This is a genomic window from Caballeronia sp. LjRoot31, assembly GCF_964253885.1.
GTDB lineage: Bacteria > Pseudomonadota > Gammaproteobacteria > Burkholderiales > Burkholderiaceae > Caballeronia.
The window spans coordinates 1,102,800-1,126,584 of the sequence record NZ_CAXURX020000001.1 but is presented as its reverse complement, the minus strand read 5'-3'; the positions used below and the strand labels follow the sequence as shown (position 1 = coordinate 1,126,584).

The window sequence follows — 23,785 nt, the reverse complement described above, 5'->3', positions numbered from 1 at the left end:
GACGCGTCTGCCCTGCCGTGTGTGATCGTCCCGCGCCAGTTTTAGCCAGGCGTGTGGACGGGTGCGTGTCCGGTTGGGGATCAAAGCGTAATCCACGATTTCCGCTGGAGCAATCTTGCGCAAAGCGATTCAATGGCGCGGTATCGAAACGTTCAAAGCCATAATAGGACTGGCTCTCAGCGCGATATGAAACGATCCTTCGGAGTCCTTCCATAACTGCAGGCAATCACGCGCTTACCGGCCGGAAACCTCGTGATGACCGAACCAGAACCGCAGATCGATAACTAAAACAAAGACGTGCAAACGCAAAAAACGCGGCATCCGTTTCTAGATGAGCCGCGTTTTTTTTAAAAGCCGCACCGTTGAACCGGTGTTTTGTCTCCGTCCGTCAGGACTCGACATCCTCCAGACTGAAAATCTCGGTCTGGTCGTTGTACGAGAAAATCTCGCCGTAACGGCCCCAGTTGATCACCGCGTCCAGGGTTTCCTCGGCGGCTTTATCGGAGAGGAAGTCTTCCAGTTCCTGCTCGAAGCGCACGCGCGGTGCACGATGCCCAGGCCGTTCGTTCAGCACCTTCTTGATCCGGGCTGCGAGCGGCACGTGCCGCAGCAAATGCTCCGCGAACATCATCTTGCGCTCCTGCGTACCAAACTCGGCGAACACGCGCGCCGGCGGCGTCAGGAAAATATCGCCTTCGCGCACGTCGGCGAAACCCAGATGCTGCAGCACTTCGGCTACAGGAAACAGATCGTCCACTTCCAGATGCAGCGACCGCGCGATCTCCGGCATGTCGGCACGGCCGTGATACGGATCGGCGGCAAGCGTTTCGATCAGACCCGCCATCAGGTTGGTCGACACCTGCGGCAGCCAGCTGCTCAGTTCCAGGCCCTTTTTCTTCTCTTCGCCGAACTTCCGCGCGGTCATCTTGGCGTAGATGTCATCGACCAGACGACGGAACGCCGGATCAAGACGATTGCGTGGGTGCTTGAACGGCACCCGGATTTCAGCCATCACGCGCCCCGGATTCGACGACAACACCAGGATCCGGTCACACATGAACACCGCTTCTTCAATGTTATGCGTCACGATCAACACCGACTTGATCGGCATCTTGCCCTGCGTCCAGAGATCGAGCAGATCGGTACGCAAGTTCTCCGCGGTCAGCACGTCGAGCGCGGAAAACGGCTCGTCCATGAGCAACAACGTCGGGTCGACGACCAGCGCGCGCGCAAAACCCACCCGCTGGCGCATGCCGCCCGACAACTCACGCGGATACGCGTTTTCGAAACCGTCGAGACCGATCAGGTCGATGGCCGCCAGCGCCCGCTCGCGCCGCAGCTTCGACGGCACGCCCTGCGCCTCCAGCCCCGCTTCCACGTTCTGCAGCACGGTCAGCCACGGAAACAGCGCGAAGGTCTGGAAGACCATGGCCACGCCTTTCGCCGGGCCGTGCAACGGCTCGTTCAGATAGGTGACCTCACCGCCTGTCGGCTCGATCAGGCCGGCGATGATCCGCAGCAGCGTCGACTTGCCGGAACCCGAACGGCCCAGCAACCCGACAATCTCGCCTTCGTTGAGCGTCAGGTTCACGTCTTCGAGCACGAGCAGTTCGCCCTGCGTCTTGTTGAAGCCGCGACTGACTTTGTCGACGCGCAGGATTTCCTGGCCGGGGCGCGGCGGGATCGGCGGCGTTTGGGTGGTCGTATTCGTCTGCGTTGACATAGGCGCTCGCGTGTTGCTGATTACAAAAATTTCACGGTTTGGGCCGTTGGCGGCGGGCGTTCGGCCGGATGACGGGCTTCGGACTCAGTCCAGCCTCAGGCGCGCTTCAGCGAAAGCGAACAACGGCCGCCACAGGAGCCGGTTAAAGAGTGTGACGAACAACGACATCACGGCAATGCCGAGAATGATTTTCGGATAGTCGCCGTCGGCGGTGCTTTGCGCTATGTACGCGCCAAGCCCGTGGGCCACGATTTTCGTGTGACCCCACGACACCGCTTCCGCCACGATGCTCGCATTCCACGCCCCGCCCGATGCGGTGATCGCGCCAGTCACGTAGTACGGGAAGATGCCCGGCAGGATGGCCTGGCGCCACCACTGCCAGCCTTTGATCTGGAAATTGGTGGCCGCTTCACGGTAATCGTTCGGATACGACGTCGCCCCGGCAATCACGTTGAAAAGGATATACCACTGCGTGCCCAGCACGATCAGCGGCGAGAGCCAGATATCCGGGTTCAGGTCGAATTTCACGATCACCACGACAAACACCGGGAACAGCAGGTTCGCCGGGAACGCGGCCAGGAATTGCGCGAGCGGCTGGATCTTGCTGGCTAAGGCGGGCCGCAGCCCGATCAGCACGCCGATCGGAACCCAGATCACCGAAGCCAGCGCGATCAGCACCATCACGCGAAACAGCGTGATCAAGCCCAGCCAGAAGACGTGCCAGACTTCGCCCCACGTGACGCCGGTGCTCACGAACACCGTCACCTTCCACACCAGGAACACCGTCAGCGCGAGGACGATGATCGCCCACGCGATATCACCGGCACGGGACGGATTACGGGACTTGTTGCGCGCCGCGGGCGTCGGCCCGGACGCGCCTATCGGGAATTTCGGCAGGCGGCCTTGCAGCGACGGCAGCTTCAGCGGCACCCGCGCCATCTTGCCGATCATCCAGCCCGCCGGCACGAGCAACTGGTGAATCAAGCGCGTGCGGCGAATCAGGTCGAGCAGCCACGACTCCGGCACGTTGCCCGAACTCGTGTTTTCCATGCGGAATTTGTCGGCCCAGGCAACCAGCGGACGGAACATGAGCTGATCGTAGGCCAGGATCACAACGGTCATTGCCAGGATCACCCAGCCGATCGCGCCGAGATTGCGCTCGCCAATGGCCGTTGCCAGATACGCGCCGATACCCGGCAATACGATGGTGCGGTTACCGACCACGATCGCTTCGGAGGCGACGACGAAGAACCAGCCGCCCGACATCGACATCATCATGTTCCAGATGAGGCCGGGCATCGAAAACGGCACTTCGAGCTTCCAGAAGCGCTGCCAGTTGGTCAGGTGAAAACCGCGCGAGACTTCATCGAGATCGCGCGGCACGGTCCGCAGCGACTGATAGAAGCTGAACGTCATGTTCCACGCCTGGCTCGTGAAAATGGCGAAGATCGCCGCCAGCTCGGCGCCGAACACGCGGCCCGGGAACAACGCGAGAAAGAACGTGACCGTGAACGAGATATAACCGAGCACCGGCACCGACTGGAGAATGTCCAGGATCGGCACGAGCACGACGGACGCCCGCCGGCTCTTCGCCGCGAGCGTGCCGTAGATCAGCGTGAAGACCAGCGACGCCACCATGGCCGCAAGCATGCGCAAGGTAGTGCGCAGCGCGTATTCGGGCAGGTTCGCCGGGTCGAGCGAAATGGCCTGCGTTTGCAGTGTCGAGATGGGCGCCAACGTCTCGTGAAAGCCGACTACGGTGAGCGCAAGCACGCAGATAATCAGCGGGAACGCGACGAAGTCCCATCGATTAGGCAACAGACGCAACGCCGAAGCGTTCGCCGTTCGAGTCAGGTTAAAGCCGAAATCCATTCCACGCCCTTCCCGTTGAGGCTCGTTGCAGCAGGCCGCCGTTGCGCGAGGCAGCGTCCGGCGCCTGTGTTATTGCCTGTATTCTTGTTTCCCAAGCGGATACTCCGCCCTTCCCTCATCCGCCAGGCGCGGGCGCGGCCTGACCTCGCCTCTCCGTCAAACCAGCGGAGTCCTGCGCGTTCCAGGCAGAACCCGGCGCATGGTGGTGCGGTGCCATTGAACACTCGCCCACCCGGCCGACACACAACTTGACTATTTCGGAAACGCACGACACTACACCAACCTTTGTTTCACGCACAACCTCGGCCGGCGGGTCTGTTGCCGGTTTTCCTGATCCACCGCCCTCAGCACCGCCCCTGGGTTAAACGGCTGACCCGTGGCGAACGTGGACACACGGTTCAGAAACGCGCGCTCGTGCCGATAACACCTTGATGGCCGGGAGAAAACGTCGTCCAATCGAGGCGTGAAGGCGTGGGCCAAGTGGGTGAACCGGAGCGAACCTGGGCAAATCGGACTGCGGTTGGGCGAACTACCGATATACGCGCGGCTGCGCCCGGTAAGATGCTCATATGCCGGTAAAACACTCATAACATGCTCGTGACGCGCGGTCGCGCCACAGTCAGACAGGCCAGAGGATCGATGAACAAGACAACCTTCCACCGCGCCATCGCGACGCTCGCCTTCGCGTTGCTCGCATGCGTGTGCTGGGTTGCCGCCGGGATGGTGTCGGACCGAATGGTACAGCAAGAACTGACCGCGTCGGTACGCGTGGAGCAGCAAATGGCTGCGTCGATCGTCGACAACACCGCGCAGATCATTGCCAGCGACATCGCCATGTCCCGGGCGATTCCGGCCACTATCGCCGAAATGGACATGATCCAGCTGGCGCTCGCCCAATCCCACGGTTCCACGGAAGAAATCAGGCAAACCGAGCCCGAGCGGCGGGCAAAATGGCTCGCCGCGCCGGCGCTCGCCAAACTCGACAACTTCCTGCGCAACGCCCGCGGATTCACGGGCCTCGACTATGTGTGGGTCGTCAATAGCGATGGGTTTTGCGTGGCGTCGAGCAACGGGAATGACTCGAACAGCTTCGTTGGCATCGACATGCGCATGCGCGGTTATATCCAGAAAGCGCTGCTCGGCGCGTTCAACGAAACTTACGGCGTCGGCCGGATGAACGGCGACCCCGGCATCTTCATCGCGACGCCGGTGTATCGCGACGGCTTCCTGGTAGGCGCGGTGATCGCCAAAGTGAGTATCGACCGCTTGCGCCACTGGGTAGCGCGCGCGGGCACATTCGTCACCGACAGCAACGGCGTGATCATCATGGCTCACGAAAGCCGGCTCGAAAACCGCGTGCTGCCAGATTCGCCCGTGCTGCAAATGTCGAGGGCGGAGCGGCTGGATGCGTATCGGCGGGTCGATTTCCGTACGCTGCCGCTGACCAACATTGGGGACCGCGTGCGGGCGGACGCGCCCTGGCTGCCGCCTTCGCTCGCACACTCGTTTTTCTCCTCCGGCGACAGCAACACGCCCTCTCTCTACGACGAACGCACCGGTCTGAACTCGGGGCTTGCCGCGCATATTGTCCATCCGCTGCCGAACTGGACGGAAATTGTGAGCAATCAACGTCGCGACAGGCTGCTCGTGTTCCTGACGACGCTCGGCGTGAGCCTGCTGGCCATTGTGATCACCGTGTCATACCTGCGCGAACGGCGCTTGCACCGGGCCACGCGCCATCTGGCCAACCAGTTGCAGTCGGCCAATGCGCTGCTGTCCGCTGAAGCCCGGCACGACGCGTTGACCGGAGCGCTGTCGCGACGTTATTTCCTCGATACCTTGCGCCGCGAAGTCGATCTGGCCCGCTCGGGCGGCATGCCGCTGTCAGTTGCAATCGCCGATCTTGACCACTTCAAGCAGGTGAATGACCGCTTCGGCCACGCCACCGGTGACCGCGCGCTCGAACATTTCGTGCGGATGTGCGAAGGGCAACTGCGCGCGAGCGACGGTGTCGGGCGCCTGGGCGGTGAGGAATTCGGTCTGCTGCTGCCGCATACCTCGCTCGCCGATGCCCACACGGTTCTCGAACGCCTGCGCAAGCGCTTCAACCAGGAGCATTGCGCTTATCTCCCCGACGACTCCACGCTGAGCGTGAGCATTGGCATCACGGAAATGAGCGACGGCGACACGGCCGAAAACCTGCTCAAGCGCGCGGATCTGGCGTTGTATGCGGCGAAATCGGGAGGGCGCGACCGCAGCGAAGTGCGCCCGGCCGATACCCGGCCCCCCATGCCGCTGCATCCTGAAACGGTCTGACGCAAAGTTAAACCGGCTAAAACGGCAATTTAGCGAGACGTTGGCTGAAAGGCGTGGTGCGGCAGCGGCACGACAGCAGGTATTATCGATCTTCGAGTTCGATATCTGCCGTTATCAAGAATCAGGAGGGGTGCATGAAGGGAAATCTGGTCATTGTCTGCCGCGATCAGGACGCTGAAGCGTTCGATCACTTGCTGGCCGAGTATGGTGCGTTCCAGACACGACTCTCTTCGACTGCCTGGTATTTGCGTCTTGAGGTCGCCCCCGAAGTGATCCAGGAGGAAATCCTGGCGCGGTTCGGCAAATACACCACGCACTATATTTTCGAAGCCGCGACCGTGACGTACAACACGGTCGACAGCGAAGCGGCTTCCGCGCTCAATACCTTGTTCGACTAGGGATTTCGCCTGGCGCCAGGCTTGGGTTCGCTGGCGCTGCGGGGTTTTGGCGGCGGAGTTTTGGCCACGCGCGAAACCCGCCGCCCGAGGACGCCAAGCCCCGGGCTGGCCAATCACATCATGCGCGCTTCATGCAGCACGTCGCCATGCAGCATCTCGGCCGAGCGCGCCACTACATCGAAGGGAAAGGTCATCACGGCCTGCAGGCCGCCTTCGGGGCGATTGCCAATTTCGCATTCACCGCCCGCCCGCCGTACCAGCCGCTCAACAATCGCAAGCCCCAGCCCGCTGTGGCCACTGCCGCCGCGCGCCGGATCGAGCCTGACGAACGGCCGGCTCGCCTTGACCAGATCGTGTGCCGCGATCCCACTCCCGCTGTCCATGACGCGCAAGATCCAGCCATTCGTCCCGCGCAACGTTTCGATCACGATCGGCGGTGCGCCGTACGCGTGAGCGTTATCGAGCAGGTTCGACAGCAAGCGGTCAAGTGTCGCCGTGGGCAACGCGAAATCCCGCCCCGCTGTAAGCCGGGTCTGAACAGACGGCGCGCCCACAGTGACAGCGCGATAACTGCGCGCAATGCGCTCGCACTGCTGATCAACTTCGGCCGGCTCGCTACGATCGGCGCCGTCGTGTGCGAACACAAGGAACTGGTCGACGATATGCGCCATGGAATCCACGTCGCGCACCACGCCGTCCCGTAGTTTCGCTTCATCCATCATTTCAGCACGCAGGCGCAAACGCGCAAGCGGCGTCTTGAGATCATGGGCGACCCCAGCCAGCATGACCGCGCGGTCGCTTTCCGTCTGCTCCACTTCGCGCACCATCTGGTTGAACCCGTGGGTCAACTGCCGCAGCTCGCGCGGACCACGCTCGGGCACCGGCGGAGTAGGTTCACCCCGGCCGAAGCGGCCGACCGCCTGCGCCAGCGAACGCAACGGCGTCTGTAATTGCCACGCGGCAAAGAGTGCGGCCATCACTGCCGTGGAAAAAATAATCGCGAGCCAGAGCAGCATCCGGTCGCGCGAACGCGGTGGACGCAAAGGCTGAACCGGCACGACAATCCAGCTGGCGTCCTTCGCGCCTCGCACCCACAGGCGCGGCGGGCCGCCCGGCTCGCCGATACGAATGTCGGTGCCGTCCGGCAGACGATCCCGCAAGTCGTCGATAAATCGCCCGAACTGCGGCGGCACGCGGCTGGTGTCAGCGTCGGTGAAGGGTTTGGGAACTTCATGACTGTTGGGCTCGACCACGCTCACGCTCGACGGCAGCGGCTGATCCGGCGAATTCGCGATGTGCTGGCGCACAGCGTCGACCAGGAACGCGGCCTCTTCTACCGCGTAGCGAGTTTGCGTCTGATCCCGCTCGAGCCGGATGACCGTGAACCAGGCGACGTGCGACAACACGAGCACGCCGATGACCAGGACAACCAGCCGGCCGAACAGTGAATCAATGGGCCGACGCATTTTGCTCGCCGTCCGGCACGAACACATAACCGCGCCCGCGTACCGTCTGGATAAAGCGCGGCGTGGACGGATCGGTTTCGAGGATCCGGCGCAGACGCCACACCTGCACGTCGATACCCCGGTCGGTGCCGTCGTATTCGGGACCGTGCAGCAGTTCGAGCAGACGCTCGCGCGTCAGCGTGCGCATGGGGTGATTGACGAAAATCTTCAGCAATGCGAACTCGCTGCCCGACAGCGTGAGCGGCGTTTCGTCCTGATGAAGCGTGCGCGACTGGAAGTCGAGCCGGAAACGCCCGAACGAAAACGGTTCGCGCTGCTCGGGCGCCGCCGACGGAATCGTACGGCGCCGGCGCAACACTGCCTGCACGCGCGCCAGCAATTCGCGCGGGTTGAACGGTTTGCCCAGATAGTCGTCAGCGCCAAGTTCCAGTCCGACGATGCGATCCACGTCGTCCGCGCGCGCCGTCAGCATGATCACCGGAATGTCGTCACCCGAAGCGCGCAACTTGCGCAACGCGGTCAGTCCGTCCACACCCGGCATCATCAGGTCGAGCACGATCAGGTCCGGGCGCTCGCGTTCGAGGCGCCGTTCGAGCGTACCCGCGTCATGCAGCACCGATACTTCGATGCCTTGCCGGACCAGGTAGTCGCGCAGGAGGTCGCGCAGTTCAGAGTCGTCGTCGACGACAAGTATTTGAGTAGCCATGCGACGCAGTTTAACGCCAGTCCGCGGCCTCCACGTTGCAAACACAGCGGAAACGTTTACTGGGTGTTACCGCGAAAGGCGGAAGTAAACCGGCGTAATAACGAGGCCCCTGCTCGTAACACGCGCTTCGCGGCGACTGTCTACGCTGTGTCTTACCGAAGGCGCGACCACCGAAACGGCGCAGCCAGATCGGCTCTGGAAATCAAAAAAGGAGTAAACCATGTTGAAGCAGTCCCGATTCCTCGCCACCGCCGCCGCTGCGCTCGCCCTGTCGATCGGCGCGGTCAATGCCGCCAGCGCCGCCGCGCCCGACGCGCCGCCGCCCGGCGGTGCAGGCATGATGGGCGGTCCCGGCGGCCCGGGCGGGCATCATCGGGGAATGCAGATGAAGAAAGAGTTCGACAAGTTGCACAGTCAGCTCAATCTCAACGCAGACCAGGAAAAAGCGTGGCAGGCCGCGCTCAGCACCATGAAGCAGAATCATGAGGCCATGCGTGAGAGCCACAAGCAGATGCACGCACAACTAGCATCAATGAAGCAGCAGCCCATTCTCGATCTGAACGCCATGTACGCGGCGCATCAGAAGATCGAGCAGCAGAATGCCCAGTTGCGCGACCAGACCAGCGCCGCGTGGCTGAACTTCTATAACACGCTGAACGACCAGCAAAAGACCACGGTCAGCACAGCGCTCAAGCAGCGCTTCGCGAGAATGGAAGCGCGCCGGGAAAAGATGCATGAGCGCTGGAGTCAGCATCGCGGCATGCACGGTGCGCCTGCTGGAGCATCCGCCGTTAATCCGTGAGCGCCGCTTGAGCATTGGCTGAGGTAGGCGCCCAGAGCCTGCGATTGAAGCGGCACGGTCCGCCGGTTCAATCGCATGGAGCCGGACAGGCCGTTCCGGTTAACGTTGGAACGGCTTTTTTTGCATTGCCCGGATGTGACATTACTTTTAGCGTTGAAACGACGGGCGACGCAATTGATCAATACAAGCCAGTTCCGTGTTGGTCCAGCGGGCGCGCGGCGCGGCGTCATCCGGACGCCTCCGGGAAATTCAAAGCGCGCTAACCAATACAAAAGGCCACGGAATCGCTTCCGCGGCCTTTTCTCGTCCCTTCCCCCAAAGACGGGAAAGATCAGCAAGTAACTGTTTACGCCAGGTCGAACAGGATCACTTCAGCGCCGGCGCCCTGATCCAGCGTGACCTTCGACACCCCTTCCAGCTTCGCGGCATCGCCCGCCACCAGCGCTTCGCCGTTCACCGAAATCACGCCCCGCGCCACGTGCACATACACTCGCCTCCCGGCCGGCACGTTGAATTCCGCGCGTTCATCGCCGTCGAAAAGACCTGCGTAAAGCTCGGCATCGGCGCCCAGCTTGACCGCGCCGTCCCTCCCCACCGGCGACGCGATCACCCGCAGCCGGCCACGCTTTTCAGCGTCGTCGAAACGCTTTTCCTCGTAGCCCGGCGCATTGCCCGCTGCGTCCGGGATGATCCAGATCTGCAGGAAATGCGCGGTTTCAGTGGCCGAGCCATTGAACTCGCTATGCCGCACGCCCGTGCCGGCGCTCATGCGCTGGACATCGCCGGGACGGATGGTCGAGCCGTTGCCCATGCTGTCCTTGTGCGACAGTGCGCCCTCGAGCACGTAACTGATGATTTCCATGTCGCGATGGCCGTGCGTCCCGAAACCCTGGCCACCCGCGACGCGATCCTCGTTGATTACCCGCAGCGCGCCGAAATGTACGTGCTTCGGGTCGTCATAGCCGGCGAAAGAAAAGCTGTGATACGAATCAAGCCAGCCATGGTTAGCGTGGCCGCGTTCGTTGGCGCGTCGAATTTCAAACATATCGAACTCCCGGTGATATTGCGATGGAGAGAATGTAAGGGCGCGCACCACGCTAAACAATCGCCTGTGCAGGCACCACACCGTCCTGAAAATGCGTGCAATCTCGATAGTGCGCGGGCATTGCAGGGAAAATCGAGCAACGGGACGCTCGAACCGGCGCGCGGCGCGCGGCCTCGGGCACCGGTCGGCTTCGGGTAGAATACCGGCCTTTTCAAGGGTCAGCGGCCGCCTGAGATGTCGGCGCCCCGCCGGAAAGGCGCGCCGGGAAAGCCGCACGGTGCGTCCGCGGACTTTAGCCGAGGTCGCATATTTTCGGGCGAAAGGTCTTTGTCGACAAAACGCACCAATTTTGGACACCTAGAATAAGCACCGCCGAAGACGGTCGGTTGACAGCAGTCCCTCTGGGCGCGGTCGAAGCGGCGGTGACCGGACGTGACCGCAGTTTGTTTGCCGGGGAGCGGGCGAGAGGTAGAACGAAGCAGAAAGAAGCAGCGCGGCTGCTGACGGCGGGTGTAGATAAACCAGGAACCAAGCACGGCGAGAGGCCCGGGTTCACCGAACACCCGAAGCAGGCCGCGAGACAGCGGTTATGTGAATTCAGGAAAAAAAGCGCGGCTGAACAGGCAACAGCGAAAAAAAGCGAAGGCCACGGCACACGCGCACGTCATCAAGGAATCACCATGTTTCTGCAAGGCTACGGGCCGCTTATCCTCTCGGGCACATGGCAAACCGTCAAGCTGGCGGTCTTGTCGCTCGTGTTCGCATTCGTGATCGGGCTCCTCGGGGCGGCGGCGAAACTGTCGAGAAACCGCATTTCTTCCGGCGCGGGCACGATCTACACCACGCTCGTGCGCGGCGTTCCGGACCTCGTGCTGATGCTGCTCCTGTTCTACAGCATCCAGATCTGGCTCAATCACCTCACCGATTTCCTCGGCTGGGATCAGATCGATATCGATCCGTTCGTCGCCGGTGTCATCGTGCTCGGTTTCATCTACGGCGCGTATTTCACCGAAACCTTCCGCGGCGCGTTCCTCTCCGTGCCACGCGGCCAGCTTGAGGCGGGCGCGGCTTACGGCATGACCCCATGGCAAACCTTCTCGCGAATCATGTTCCCGCAGATGATGCGTTTCGCGCTGCCGGGCATTGGCAACAACTGGCAGGTGATGGTGAAAGCGACCGCGCTGGTATCGATCATCGGTCTGGCGGACGTGGTCAAGGCGGCGCAGGACGCCGGCAAGGGCACGTTGCGGTTCTTCTTTTTCACGCTGCTCGCGGGCGCGGTCTATCTCGTGATCACCACGATATCGAATCTCGTGCTGATGTGGCTTGAACGGCGGTACTCGTCGGGCGTGCGCAAGGCTGACCTCTAGCCATGAGCAACATGAGAAACATGAGAAGCCGAAAGCAGTCGCAGCCGGCATGCGGCGCATGTGCGCCAAGCGCCCTCGCCTGAAGACGATCACAGCGAACCCAGACACTACCAGGCAACCCCAGGCAACCCCAGGTAACCCCACGCGGCGGAATCCATGCTCGAAATCATCCAGGAATACTGGCGCAACTATTTGTTCACCGACGGTTATCGCATCACCGGCCTCGCCATCACCCTATGGCTGCTGGTTGTATCGATCGTGCTCGGCTTCTGCCTGTCGATCCCGTTGTCGGTCGCGCGGGTGTCGAAGAACAAGTTCCTGTCGCGCGGCGTCTGGGTCTACACGTATATCTTCCGCGGCACGCCGCTCTACGTGCAACTGCTGCTCTGCTACACGGGCCTCTACAGCCTGCAAGTGGTCCGCGACCACGTGTTGCTCAACCAGTTTTTCCGCGATGGCATGCACTGCACGCTGCTCGCGTTCACGCTGAACACCTGCGCGTACACCACCGAAATCTTCGCCGGCGCGATCCGGGCAACGCCTTACGGCGAGATTGAAGCCGCGCGGGCGTACGGGATGTCGTCGTTCACGCTCTACCGGCGCGTGATCCTGCCGTCGGCGCTGCGCCGGGCGCTCCCCTACTACAGCAATGAAGTGATCCTGATGCTGCATGCGACCACCGTCGCGTTCACGGCCACCGTGCCGGACATCCTCAAGATTGCCCGCGACGTGAATTCCGCGACTTATCAATCGTTCCAGGCGTTCGGCATCGCCGCGCTGCTCTATTTATGCATCTCGTTCGCGCTCGTGTGGCTGTTTCGCCGTGCCGAGTATCGCTGGCTGGCCTACTTGCGGCCGCAGGGTAAATAAGCCTCAAGGAACAGGATCGGCACCTCATGAACACACCGGCATCCAAGCTTTTCGTCGATAACCTGCACAAGCAGTACGGCGACAACGAAGTCCTCAAGGGCGTCTCGCTAAGGGCGAAAGCCGGCGATGTGATCAGCGTCATCGGCTCGTCCGGGTCGGGCAAGAGCACGATGCTCCGCTGCATCAACTTTCTGGAGCAACCCAATCAGGGCCGGATTTTTGTCGATGGCGAGGAAATCCGCACGCTCAAGGACAAGTACGGCGCGCTGAAAGCGGCTGAACCCAAGCAGTTGCAGCGCATGCGCACGCGTCTTTCCATGGTGTTCCAGCATTTCAACCTGTGGTCGCACCTGAGCGTGCTGGAAAACGTGATGGAGGCGCCGCTGAAGGTGCTGGGGCTCTCGAAGCAGGAAGCGCTTGAGCGCGCGCGCACCTATCTCGAGAAAGTAGGACTCGCGCCGCGGCTGGAACAGCAGTATCCGTCGCATCTGTCGGGCGGCCAGCAGCAGCGCGTGGCGATCGCGCGGGCGCTGGCGATGCACCCGGACGTCATGCTCTTCGATGAACCGACTTCTGCGCTCGATCCCGAGTTGGTAGGCGAGGTGCTGAAGGTCATGCAGACGCTCGCCGAGGAGGGCCGCACGATGATCGTGGTCACGCACGAAATGGCGTTCGCCCGCAACGTGTCGAATCACGTGGTGTTTCTGCATCAAGGACGGATAGAAGAAGAAGGACGTCCCGACGACGTTTTCGGCAACACCCGCAGCGAGCGGCTCAGGCAATTCCTGTCGGGCAACCTGAAGTAAAACTACAGACTGGCCACGCCGCAAAACCGAAAGCGCCCCTAGGGGCGCTTTTTTAGTTGGTATATCTAAACAGACACGGGGTCTTTAAGCCCTCGGTGCATTAACCGCACGCGCATCGTCCGTCAATAGAGGCAATCCATAGCGTTAAGGGGCAAGATCACCCACACCTTTATCCCACAAGGGTTTGCGCCTTTTTTTGCCCACCTCGTGCAAACCCGCAACACACCGATCATTGCATTTTCGAGACAGAAAGTGGGTTGGCAACAATTTTCTTGGCGGCACAAAGGTATTTTGCTAAATTAGTAATCAAAGTACGGAAACGAAGTTCATTAAAAGTAGTTTTACTTCAAAAAGAACTGAGGAGACACCGATCCCAAGTCGGTTGTGACACGGGCAGCCACTCAACGCGGCATCCCGGATGTCACGGACACCCGTCCTTCGGGTGTCATCCCTCTAAATAGTTTCCGGTTCGGTGCGCTGGCGCCGGACCAATACCGCCGCTTTTAGGCTTCTATTTTTGACAGGGTTGGAGGAGATGATGAAGAAAGCTTTGCTCGCGGCTTCGCTGCTGACGGTCGGCGTTGTGGCGCACGCTCAAAGTAGCGTGACGCTCTACGGCCGGCTCGACGCCGGTCTGGAATACATGAATGGTGCCCCGACAGGCGGGGCCAATGGCGTTACCACCGGCAGCTCGAACCGTTTCCGCGCAGAAAGCGGCGACTGGGGTACGAGCCTGTGGGGCATGAAGGGCGTGGAAGACCTGGGCGGCGGCAACAAGGCCGTGTTCCAGTTGGAAGGCAGCTTCAGCACCACGACGGGCGCAGGTCCGGGCAACAACGAGATCTTCAATCGCTGGGCGACGGTAGGCCTCGCCAACGATCAGTTCGGTACCTTGTTGCTGGGTCGCGAACTGTTCATCGCCAACGGCGTGTGGGACTTCGACCCGTTCGGTCAGTCGAACTGGTCGTCGGCTTCGTTGGTGCGCGGTCGTAACTGGACGCAATCGAGCAACAACATTTCGTACCAGTCGCCGAAGTTCCAGGGCTTGGACTTCTACGGCCAGTACGCGTTCTCGAACGCGACGTCCTTCAACGGTAACGGCACGACGCCGCAAGGCCGCGAAGCGGGCGCTCAGGTCACGTACACGACGTCGCTGTTCCAGTTGCGCGGCATGTACGACGAAATCCGCGATCCTAGCAACGGCCAGCTGGACGGCACGGCATCCACGTCGAATTTCGGCGCGTTCTCGGCCTCGCGTGAATACACGGCGATGTTCAACGTGTTCCTCGGTCAGTTCAAGATCCAGGGCGCGTATCAGGCAATCCGTACCGCAGGCGCTGGTTCGTTGCCGCTTGGCACGCCGACCACCCTCGATCACGAATGGGGCGGCGTAACGTGGCAAGCAACGCCGGCAGCAGCGTTGATCGCAGCGGTCTATCACGTCAACGCCAACAACGGTGCCGGCAATGCGACCATCTATACGGTCGGCGGCTCGTACAACCTGTCGAAGCGCACCTTGCTGGATATCCAGGTCGCAACCACGCAGAACAGCAAGACGGCAAACTTTGGCCTGAACGCCAACAACCCGGGTAATACGGTTTCGACCGATAACCCGCTGCCGGGTCACAGCCAAAGCGGTGTGTACGCAGGCATCCAGCACTCGTTCTAAGCCGAACGAATCAGCCGGAGCAAGTACGACAGAGAGAGAGTTATAAGGTTTTCACGCTGCTGCGAGAGGCGCGTATCGGTGCGGTGTTCGAAAGGGCATCGCACCGTTTTTTATTGTTCGCACCGGTGGACGGGTTTTGGTCTTCTTTTAGGGTTGTGGGTTGTTTTAGATCTTCGGGGGTTGTGGGTTGAGATTGTTAGGTTTCCTCTCGACTGGTTGTGGTTGGTGGTGTTGGGGCTATGTCAGGTTGTTGGTGGTCGGGGTCTATGCCGGGTTGGTGCTTTCGGCGTTAGCGGTCGGAGTCAATGCCGGGTTGGTGGTTTCGGCCGTGGTGGTCTGCGAGAGTCGGATTTTCTCTTTATCACTGTTAGCCACTGTGCGTGGCGGCACGTCATTTCTTTGTCCAAAGCGACAAAGAAACGAAGCAAAGAAAACGCTTTCAACCACGCTACCCTAAGTGTCCACAGCGTGCAGTTTTCATTCATAGGTGCCCCAAAAGTACGGTGCTCGCCAGAGCCACTGGTGTTTGAAACCCTCCTTCTCGCGAATCCTGACATGAACACGCTTCGCCCCCAACGCTCTCGGGCAAGCTCCTGCCACCACGGATCAACGCAGCCCTCAGTAGTTATCCTTATCGTGCCGTGACCTCTAACTAAAAAGCCCCCGATGCAAACTTCGCATCGGAGGCTTTTTATCGCCACAGTCACTCATGCCCCACTAATCGCGGGCTATGCCTGCCGCGCCGTGACTCAGCCAGTCCAGCACCGCGCCCGTCTCGTCATCGCCCGCTTCCCTCACCTTCGTCATTGCTTCGCTCACGTCAGCGCTAGCGTCCGGTACCGCTCGGCGGATCGCCACGCCTACCGCAAGAATGTCGATCATCACCAAATGCAAAATGCGCGAAATCATCGACATCTGTGATTCACGAATCTCAATGTGATCCGTCTCCAACGCGACAGTTGCACGCTTGGCCAACGGCGTGTTGCTCGACGTGATCGCCACCACCGTCGCGCCCTGCTGCATCGCAATTTCAAGCACACGCAACAACTCCGGCGCACGCCCCGACTTCGATACCGCCACAATCACATCGCCCTTCCCCAACAACGCCGCCGACGCCGCCTGCATGTACAAATCACCATAAGCAATGGTCGGGATTCCGAAACGGAAGAACTTGTAATGCGCATCCTGCGCCACGATGTTCGAATTGCCCAAGCCGTAAAATTCGATCCGCCGCGCACCATTCAAAATGTCAATCGCACGTTCCACATGGTCGAAGTTCAAATGCTCACGCAGTTGCAGAATCGCAGACACCGTGTTGTCCAACACCTTCGCGCCAAAATCAGTGGCGGTGTCGCCCAGATGAACCTGGCTGTGACTCACCGGGATCGTACCGGTCAAACCCGTCGCCAACTTCAACTTGAAATCCGATAACCCCTGGCATCCCAACGACCGGCAGAAACGAATCACCGTGGGCTGGCTGACGTCGGCCTTGCGCGCAATATCGATGATCGGATCATTGATGATCGAACGCGGATGATTCAACGCAAGATCCGCCACGCGGCGCTCGGCAGGCGTCAACGCATCGCGCATCTGGCGAATCCGCTCGAATACCGCGGACGAACCGCCGTTTGCACGATTCGACAATTGCTCCGACAAAATGGCCGATACCCCAAGAAACGCCGGATATTCCGCCGTGATGATGAACGTGGGCACGCTCGACAAATACTGCTGGAAACGCCCCTTCGCCTCGAACCGCTCGCGAAACGGCGACTTCGTGAACAACTCGCCCAACTTCAACACCACCCCGCCGCCGATAAAAATCCCGCCCAACGCACCCAGCGTCACCGCGATATTCCCGGCAAACGTACCCAGAATACCGCAGAAACAGTTCACGGCTTCAAGCGCCAACGCCTCGCCATCGTGCGCGCGCTGCGTAATGCTGGCCGATTCGAGATCGTCCGGCACCGTCACACCATCGCGTTCGGCAAGCGCCTCGTAAATCAGCAACAAACCCGGTCCCGCCGCCACGCGCTCAAACGACACATGCGGCCATTTCGTGCGCGCAAAACGCATCACCAGGTCTTCACGTTCGTTCGACGGCGCAAAACTCGCATGACCGCCCTCGCTGCCAAGCGCAATCCAGCGGTCATCGGCGGGAATCAGGCCGGACACGCCCAGGCCCGTACCCGGCCCAAGCAAGCCAATCACGCTGTTCTGACGGCGCGAACCACCACCCACTTGCACACGCTGCGCGTCGGTCAAGCCGGGTAACGCCATCGCCAAGGCGGTAAAGTCGTTGACGACCAGCAATGTGTCGAAACCCAGCGCCCGGCGCGTGGCTTCGATCGAAAAGCTCCAGTCGTGATTCGTCATCGAGACGTGATCGCCGTCCACCGGATTCGCAATCGCCACCGCCGCATGGTTGACGCGGCTGACCTTGATGTCCTTCAGATACTGCTGCATCGCCTCGGCAATGCCCGGATAGTCGCGGCCGGGATACACACGTATTTCGCCAATCACGCCCGGCGCCATCTCAAGTGCAAACCGCGCGTTGGTGCCGCCAACATCGGCCAAAAGCCTGGGTCCGTCGGCGTGCTGACTTCCGGCCGCTACCGTTACGGCCTTACTTTGCACACCAGTAGACATCGAGCCTGACTCCCTGAGCATTTGCCAACGTGGAGATGGCGTTTTTTTGCGGTGCGGCAAGCGCAGCGGTTAGTACATCCAGCTTCTTCTGCCCACTAATGAACAGATAGAGCTGCTTGACACCCTTGAGCGCGGACATGGACAACGAAACACGCGCGTGCGGCGCGCTGCCCGGATGAACCGAGATGAACCGGTCAGCCGTCGATATGGCAAACGCCCACTCGGGGGCATCGGCGAAAATGGACGCCGTATGCCCGTCCTCGCCCATGCCGAGCACGGCGACGTCAGGCACCCGGCGCTGCGGATCGGCGTTCAGGTCCGCAATGTGCGCGTCCAGCGGCCGTGCCGTGTCCACCAGCGGCAGGAAATACGCGCCGCTCGCTGCGTTCTGCAACAGCGTTTCACGCGCGAAGCGCGCATTGCTTGCGCCGTCCGTCTCGGGCACCCAGCGGTCATCGACCAGGGTGACGTCGATATGCGCCCAGTCAAGCGCGCGGGTCGACAGGGTTTGCAAGAATGGCTTCGGGCTCGTGCCGCCAGATACAGCGAGCGTTGCGTGCTGGATGGGGTTGCCAGCCACAGCGGCATCAGCCGACGCCGCTCCGCGAGCCGCGAGCGTTGCGGTAAGCGCATCGCCTACCGCTTCTGCCAATGCGTCGGATTGGGCGCTTGGCTCATCAAAAGTATGAAGCTGGATCACTGCTCCTCCATGCTGCCTTGTTTTGGTTTCATTTCGCCCGTTACGACAACGCTTGAACCACTGCTTGAACCACTTTCAGCGTCGCGCAACAGGATTTGTCTCGGCTTTAATTGCAACATGTCTACAGCGCGTACGTCCTAGAACACGTTCCACCGACCCAGTACCACGGTCTGACTACTAATCTTGCTTCCCGGCTTCAATTCTCTTCTTCCAGCCAGCACGTTCCGTGCTGCGCCAGCATCGCGCTTGCGGCCGCCGGTCCCCAGGTGCCCGATGCATAAGGCTTCGGCGGTTTAGCAGACGCCGCCCATTCGTCCAGGATCGGCTCCACATAACGCCACGCAGCTTCCTGCTCGTCACGCCGCACAAACAACGCGAGACGCCCATTGATCACGTCGAGCAGCAAGCGCTGATACGCCTCCATCTGCCCTTCCTTGAAAAACTTGTCGAAGGCGAGATCCAGATGGACGCTCGCGAGATTCATGCCCTCGCCGGGCTGCTTGGCCAGGCAATACAAGCGAATGGTTTCGTTCGGCTGCAAGCGAATCACCAGCCGGTTCGCACCTGCACGCAATGCGTTCGCACCCAGCGCCGAATGCGGCACGGGGCGGAAGTTCACAACAATCTCCGCCGTGCGATCCGCCAGCCGCTTGCCGGTGCGCAGGAAAAACGGCACGCCAGCCCAGCGCCAATTTTCGATTTCCACCTTCAACGCAACAAACGTCTCGGTATTGCTATCCGGGCGCACGCCTTTTTCGGTCGCATATGCCGGCACCGACGTTCCCTTGATCACGCCAGCATGATATTGCCCGCGCACGGCAACCTTGCTGATGTCGCGCGGATCGACGGGTTTAAGCGCGCGCAGCACGCGCAGCTTTTCGTCCCGCACGGAATCCGAATCCATGGAATGCGGCGGTTCCATCGTCACGATGGAAAGCAGCTGCAGCAAGTGGTTCTGCACCATGTCGCGCAATGCGCCGGTGTTGTCGTAGAAGTCGCCGCGCGCTTCCACGCCAAGCTCTTCCGCAATCGTGATCTGGATGCTCTCCACCCACTCGCGGCGCCACAACGGTTCGAACAGCGCATTGCCGAAGCGCAGCGCGAGCAGGTTCTGCACCGGCTCCTTGCCGAGGTAATGATCGATCCGGTAGATCTGTTCTTCCGCGAAGATCTCGCCCACTGCGTCGTTGATTGCCTTCGACGACTTCAAGTCGTAACCCAGCGGCTTTTCCAGCACGATCCGCGCGTTTTCGTTCAGGCCGACGTCGGCGAGCGCCCGGCAGATCGGTACGAACAACGACGGTCCCGTCGCCAGATAAAACACCCGCGTGCCCTCGTGCTCGTTCACCGCATCGCGCAGCAGCTTGAAGTCTTCCGGCTTGCCGAGGTCGAGACGAACGTAGACGAAACGCTCCAGGAAACGCTTCCACACGCTTTCGTCTACGCCATTCTTCGACACGTGCGGCTTGACGTGTTCTTCGACCCAGTCCAAATACGCCTCGCGATCTTCGGCGGCGCGCGCCACCGCGACAATCTTGCCGCCTTCAGCGAGCATGCCGCCACGGTGCGCTTCGAACAGCGCCGGCAGGATCTTGCGCATCGACAGATCGCCTGTTCCGCCGAACAGAACAAAGGTGAAATTAGAGTCGTTTTGCATGTGTCTCCGCAGGGTTCAGGAGGACCGTAGTCCAATAAAATTTTTTTTGACACTGAATTGTAGTTTAACTACAATTCAAATCAAGGGGTAACGTGATCCCGGAAAAAAACACTTAGTCAATCAGAACATGCGTGTTTTCCCGGAGATTCATGTCTAGTTGCATGGTAATTGACCTCAGCCGATGACGCTTTTGCCAGATAGGCAACGGTGCGGCAAGGGACAAAAGCCGCTTGATGCAAAACCCCGGACGCACGCCGCGCTGGTTCATGCCAGTGTGAACGGGCAAAAATCAAAAGAGGAGACACAGTTGCGATTCGACACACTCATCTCTTGAGAGCCGTGCGGCCGTGGTTCGGTCTGCCGGCCAGGCTGGCGTGCCCAAGGTTCCTTGCCCTGGACAACGCTTGGCCTTTTCCCGCCGACACCGCCGATAACCGGCCACTTCAGTTTGTTCATGTTCCAGCCATCGCTTCCTGGCGGCATCAGGGGCCAATCGTTTTTTGTTCAGGTGTTCGGAGGAGATAAACAATGAAATTTCGCAAGCTCATCGGCGCGCTCGGCGCCGCAGGTCTGTTGTGCGGCGTGTCGGCGCAGACGGTTCAGGCGGCTGAATCCCTGTCGGTACTGCACTGGTGGACTTCCGGTGGCGAGTCGAAGGCCGTTGGCGTGTTGAAAGACGACATGACCAAAGAGGGCTACACCTGGAAGGACTTCGCCGTTGCAGGCGGTGCGGGCGCGGCTGCCATGACGGCGCTCAAGACCCAGGTCATCTCGGGCAACGCACCATCGGCAGCACAGATCAAGGGTCCGCTGATCCAGGAATGGGCTGAACAAGGCGTGCTCGTGCCGATCGACTCGGTTGCCGGTGACTGGAAAAAGAACCTGCCGCCCGAAATCGACAAGACGATTCGTGCCGATGGCCACTACGTCGCAGCACCCTTCTCGGTGCACCGCGTGAACTGGCTGTGGATCAACAAGGCGGCACTGGACAAGGCAGGCGGCAAGGTTCCGACCACGTGGCCGGAATTCTTCGCGCTGGCTGACAAGATGAAGGCCCAGGGCATCGTTCCGGTGGCAGCAGGCGGCCAGCCGTGGCAAGACCTGACCTTGTGGGAAGACGTCGTGCTGTCGCAAGGCGCGGACTTCTACAAGAAGGCGATTGTCGACCTGGACCAGAAGACGCTGACGTCGGACCAGATGGTTGGTGTGTTCGACACGGTGCGCAAGATCGAAACGTATTTCGATAACGGCCGCACCGGCCGCGACTGGAACCTGGCGACCGCCATGGTCATCAACGGCAAGGCCGGCATGCAATTCATGGGCGACTGGGCCAAGGGCGAGTTCGCGGGCGCGAACAAGACCGCCGGTACGGACTATGTCTGCGCACCGGTGCCGGGCACCTCCAAGCAGTACACGTTCAACGTCGACTCGTTCGTGTTCTTCCAGCAGAAGGGCTCGAAGGAAGCAACGCCGGGACAACTGGCGCTCGCCAAGACCATCATGTCGCCTGCGTTCCAGGAACAGTTCAGCCTGTACAAGGGCTCGATCCCGGTTCGCCTGGGTGTATCGATGGCCAAGTTCGACGCCTGCGGCAAGCAGTCGTACGCCGATGAACAGACGGCCATCAAGGCCGGCGGTTATGTGCCGTCGCTGGCACACGGCATGGCGCAGGGTGACGCAACAGCAGGCGCGATCACTGACGTCGTGACGAAGTTCATGAACTCGACGCAGGATTCGAAGAGCGCAGTTGCCGCTCTCGCGAATGCCGCGAAGACGAAGTAACCGCGCGAAGTAAGCGAGAAGTAATCGTTTCGTTTGACACCGGGCGCGCGGCCTTTAACCGGCCGCGCACCCGGGCAAATCCCAAGCATGAGTTGGCGTAAAAACTGCTGTATCCCTGTTCCGGCCTGAGACTCTTGCCGGCAAATTTCCAGGAGTCGAGAAGTGGCTGCCTCCCCTAGCGGTATCGCGAGCAAGACATCGCGCACCCCGCCTCGCCGCACGTCGCCTCTGGCGGCGCTTGCCGATACATACATTCCGAAGCTCGTACTCGCGCCAAGCGTGCTGATTGCACTGGTGTTCGTGTACGGCTTTATCCTTATCACCGGCTGGCTTTCGCTGACCAATTCGCGATTGATGCCGCGCTATGAATTCACCGGCTTCCAGCGCTACACCGAGCTGTTCTCGAACGACGTCTGGTGGACGTCGGCTGCGAACCTCGGCTGGTTCGGCATTCCGTTCATTGCGATCTGCGTCGGGCTCGGGCTGTTCCTGGCCATCCTGCTCGACCAGAAGATCCGTAACGAAGGCGCGTTGCGCGCGATTTTCCTGTACCCGATGGCGTTGTCGTTCATCGTGACGGGTACGGCGTGGCAATGGATCCTGAATCCCGGCCTCGGATTGGAAAAGGTCTTCCACGACTGGGGCTGGACGAGCTTCTCGTTCGACTGGCTCGGCAACCCCGACAAGGCGATCTTCTGCGTGGTGATCGCGGCCGTGTGGCAATCCACCGGCTTCGTGATGGCCCTGTTCCTCGCCGGTTTGCGCGGCGTGGACGCGGAGATCTTCAAGGCCGCGCAGATGGACGGGGCATCGTTGCCGCGGATCTATCGCAAGATCGTGATCCCGAGCATGCGGCCCGTGTTCTTCTCCGTGCTGCTGATTCTCTGCCACATCACCATTAAGACCTTCGACCTCGTGGTTGCGATGACCGCGGGCGGTCCGGGCACGTCGTCTTCGCTGCCAGCCATGTTCATGTACACGTTTTCGTTTAACCGCGGGCAGTTGGGCCTGGGCGCCGCTTCGTCGATGATGATGCTCGCCACCGTCGTCGCCGTGCTGGTGCCGCTCATGTATCTGGAATCGAGGAGCACGCGCAATGGAATCTAAGATGACGATCAGCCGCGCCGTCATCTATGCGGCGCTGGTTCTGTTTGCCCTGTATTTCCTGTTCCCGATCTACGTGATGCTTTCGACGTCCTTCAAGGACCTCGACCAGTTGCGCACCGGCAACCTGCTCACGCCGCCGACCTCGTTCACGTTCGCACCCTGGATCAAGGCGTGGTCGCAATCGTGTACCGGCGTGCGTTGCGACGGCATGGAACCGTTCTTCATGAACTCCGTGCGCATGGTGATCCCGGCCGTGCTGATCTCGTCGATAGTCGGCGCGTTCAACGGTTATGTGCTCACGCACTGGCGCTTTCGCGGCGCCGACGCCGTGTTCACCATGCTGCTGGTCGGTTGTTTCATCCCGTTCCAGGCCATCCTTTTGCCGATGGCGCGTTTGCAAGGTTTGCTGGGACTCGCCAACACCACGACCGGTCTTGTGCTTGTGCACGTGGTCTACGGGATTGCGTTCACCACCATGTTCTTCCGCAATTTCTACGTGAGCATTCCGGCGGAACTGGTGAAGGCGGCGCGTATTGACGGCGCGGGTTTCTTCACCATCTTCACGAAGATCCTGCTGCCGGTGTCGCTGCCTATTTTCATGGTGTGCCTGATTTGGCAATTCACGCAGATCTGGAACGACTTCCTGTTCGGGATCGTGTTCTCCGGCGTCGATTCAATGCCGATCACCGTCGCCCTGAACAACCTGGTCAACACATCAACGGGCGTGAAGGAATACAACGTCGACATGGCTGCCGCGATCATTGCCGCCCTGCCCACCCTGCTCGTCTACATGGTCGCCGGCCGGTTCTTCGTGCGCGGCCTGACAGCGGGCGCGGTGAAGGGCTGATTC

The 23,785-nt window shown here is 60.7% G+C and carries 18 protein-coding genes; 10 read left to right on the top strand and 8 right to left on the bottom strand.

Features of this window, described 5'->3' with window-relative positions; all coding sequences use genetic code 11:
- Positions 1–388: 388 nt before the first annotated feature.
- Entirely contained in the window at positions 389–1,723 is a 1,335-nt protein-coding gene (locus tag ACSQ8V_RS04865) for an ABC transporter ATP-binding protein (RefSeq protein WP_436205052.1), read from the bottom strand.
- 84 nt (positions 1,724–1,807) lie between these two features.
- On the bottom strand, positions 1,808–3,595 hold the full coding sequence (locus ACSQ8V_RS04860; RefSeq protein WP_213762605.1) for an ABC transporter permease: 1,788 nt from the start codon (positions 3,593–3,595) through the stop codon (positions 1,808–1,810).
- Positions 3,596–4,234: 639 nt separating this feature from the next.
- Here ACSQ8V_RS04860 and ACSQ8V_RS04855 point away from each other — a divergent pair.
- The gene (locus ACSQ8V_RS04855) at positions 4,235–5,911 is read left to right on the top strand and encodes a sensor domain-containing diguanylate cyclase (RefSeq protein ID WP_213762604.1); all 1,677 of its coding nucleotides are present in this window, start codon (positions 4,235–4,237) and stop codon (positions 5,909–5,911) included.
- A 134-nt stretch (positions 5,912–6,045) separates the two neighbouring features.
- On the top strand, positions 6,046–6,309 hold the full coding sequence (locus ACSQ8V_RS04850; protein WP_213762603.1) for a double-stranded DNA-specific endonuclease: 264 nt from the start codon (positions 6,046–6,048) through the stop codon (positions 6,307–6,309).
- A gap of 113 nt (positions 6,310–6,422) precedes the next feature.
- Here ACSQ8V_RS04850 and ACSQ8V_RS04845 read toward each other — a convergent pair whose 3' ends face one another.
- Both ACSQ8V_RS04845 and ACSQ8V_RS04840 read right to left on the bottom strand, forming a co-directional pair.
- Complete coding sequence (locus ACSQ8V_RS04845; RefSeq protein WP_436205051.1) at positions 6,423–7,775, bottom strand: ATP-binding protein; 1,353 nt, start codon at positions 7,773–7,775, stop codon at positions 6,423–6,425.
- Positions 7,759–8,481 (bottom strand): response regulator, encoded by a 723-nt coding sequence (locus ACSQ8V_RS04840; RefSeq protein ID WP_031362548.1) that lies wholly within the window; start codon positions 8,479–8,481, stop codon positions 7,759–7,761. The genes ACSQ8V_RS04845 and ACSQ8V_RS04840 overlap by 17 nt, the downstream gene beginning before the upstream one ends.
- A 220-nt stretch (positions 8,482–8,701) precedes the next feature.
- On the opposite strand from ACSQ8V_RS04840, the gene ACSQ8V_RS04835 reads away from it, so the two are divergent.
- Complete coding sequence (locus ACSQ8V_RS04835) at positions 8,702–9,283, top strand: periplasmic heavy metal sensor (protein ID WP_436205050.1); 582 nt, start codon at positions 8,702–8,704, stop codon at positions 9,281–9,283.
- Positions 9,284–9,629: 346 nt separating this feature from the next.
- Here the strand turns inward: ACSQ8V_RS04835 and ACSQ8V_RS04830 are convergent, their stop codons facing one another.
- Positions 9,630–10,328, bottom strand: coding sequence for a pirin family protein (locus ACSQ8V_RS04830; protein WP_436205049.1), 699 nt, complete (start codon positions 10,326–10,328; stop codon positions 9,630–9,632).
- Between the two features lie 680 nt (positions 10,329–11,008).
- On the opposite strand from ACSQ8V_RS04830, the gene ACSQ8V_RS04825 reads away from it, so the two are divergent.
- The 4 genes from ACSQ8V_RS04825 (at position 11,009) to ACSQ8V_RS04810 (ending at position 15,043) form a co-directional block, all read left to right on the top strand.
- The gene (locus ACSQ8V_RS04825; RefSeq protein WP_213762651.1) at positions 11,009–11,698 is read left to right on the top strand and encodes an ABC transporter permease; all 690 of its coding nucleotides are present in this window, start codon (positions 11,009–11,011) and stop codon (positions 11,696–11,698) included.
- 156 nt (positions 11,699–11,854) lie between these two features.
- Positions 11,855–12,568, top strand: a complete 714-nt coding sequence (locus tag ACSQ8V_RS04820) for an ABC transporter permease (protein ID WP_213762599.1) — start codon at positions 11,855–11,857, stop codon at positions 12,566–12,568.
- A gap of 26 nt (positions 12,569–12,594) precedes the next feature.
- Entirely contained in the window at positions 12,595–13,374 is a 780-nt protein-coding gene (locus ACSQ8V_RS04815; protein WP_436181077.1) for an ABC transporter ATP-binding protein, read from the top strand.
- Positions 13,375–13,912: 538 nt separating this feature from the next.
- The gene (locus ACSQ8V_RS04810; protein ID WP_213762597.1) at positions 13,913–15,043 is read left to right on the top strand and encodes a porin; all 1,131 of its coding nucleotides are present in this window, start codon (positions 13,913–13,915) and stop codon (positions 15,041–15,043) included.
- 717 nt (positions 15,044–15,760) lie between these two features.
- Here the strand turns inward: ACSQ8V_RS04810 and ACSQ8V_RS04805 are convergent.
- The 3 genes from ACSQ8V_RS04805 to zwf form a co-directional block, all read right to left on the bottom strand.
- A complete protein-coding gene (locus tag ACSQ8V_RS04805) occupies positions 15,761–17,689 on the bottom strand; it encodes a bifunctional transcriptional regulator/glucokinase (RefSeq protein ID WP_213762596.1) in 1,929 nt (642 codons plus the stop codon).
- Entirely contained in the window at positions 17,667–18,389 is a 723-nt protein-coding gene (pgl, locus tag ACSQ8V_RS04800) for a 6-phosphogluconolactonase (RefSeq protein ID WP_436205048.1), read from the bottom strand. The genes ACSQ8V_RS04805 and pgl overlap by 23 nt, the downstream gene beginning before the upstream one ends.
- Positions 18,390–18,585: 196 nt before the next feature.
- Positions 18,586–20,046 carry a glucose-6-phosphate dehydrogenase gene (gene zwf, locus ACSQ8V_RS04795; protein ID WP_436205047.1) on the bottom strand — a complete coding sequence of 487 codons (1,461 nt, stop codon included), beginning with the start codon at positions 20,044–20,046 and terminating at the stop codon, positions 18,586–18,588.
- A 528-nt stretch (positions 20,047–20,574) separates the two neighbouring features.
- Here zwf and ACSQ8V_RS04790 point away from each other — a divergent pair.
- From ACSQ8V_RS04790 to ACSQ8V_RS04780, 3 genes are all read left to right on the top strand, one after another.
- A complete protein-coding gene (locus ACSQ8V_RS04790) occupies positions 20,575–21,828 on the top strand; it encodes an ABC transporter substrate-binding protein (protein WP_213762593.1) in 1,254 nt (417 codons plus the stop codon).
- A 183-nt stretch (positions 21,829–22,011) separates the two neighbouring features.
- Positions 22,012–22,935 carry a carbohydrate ABC transporter permease gene (locus ACSQ8V_RS04785; RefSeq protein ID WP_346730451.1) on the top strand — a complete coding sequence of 308 codons (924 nt, stop codon included), beginning with the start codon at positions 22,012–22,014 and terminating at the stop codon, positions 22,933–22,935.
- Positions 22,925–23,782 carry a carbohydrate ABC transporter permease gene (locus ACSQ8V_RS04780; RefSeq protein ID WP_213762591.1) on the top strand — a complete coding sequence of 286 codons (858 nt, stop codon included), beginning with the start codon at positions 22,925–22,927 and terminating at the stop codon, positions 23,780–23,782. The genes ACSQ8V_RS04785 and ACSQ8V_RS04780 overlap by 11 nt, the downstream gene beginning before the upstream one ends.
- The last annotated feature ends 3 nt before the right edge of the window (positions 23,783–23,785 follow it).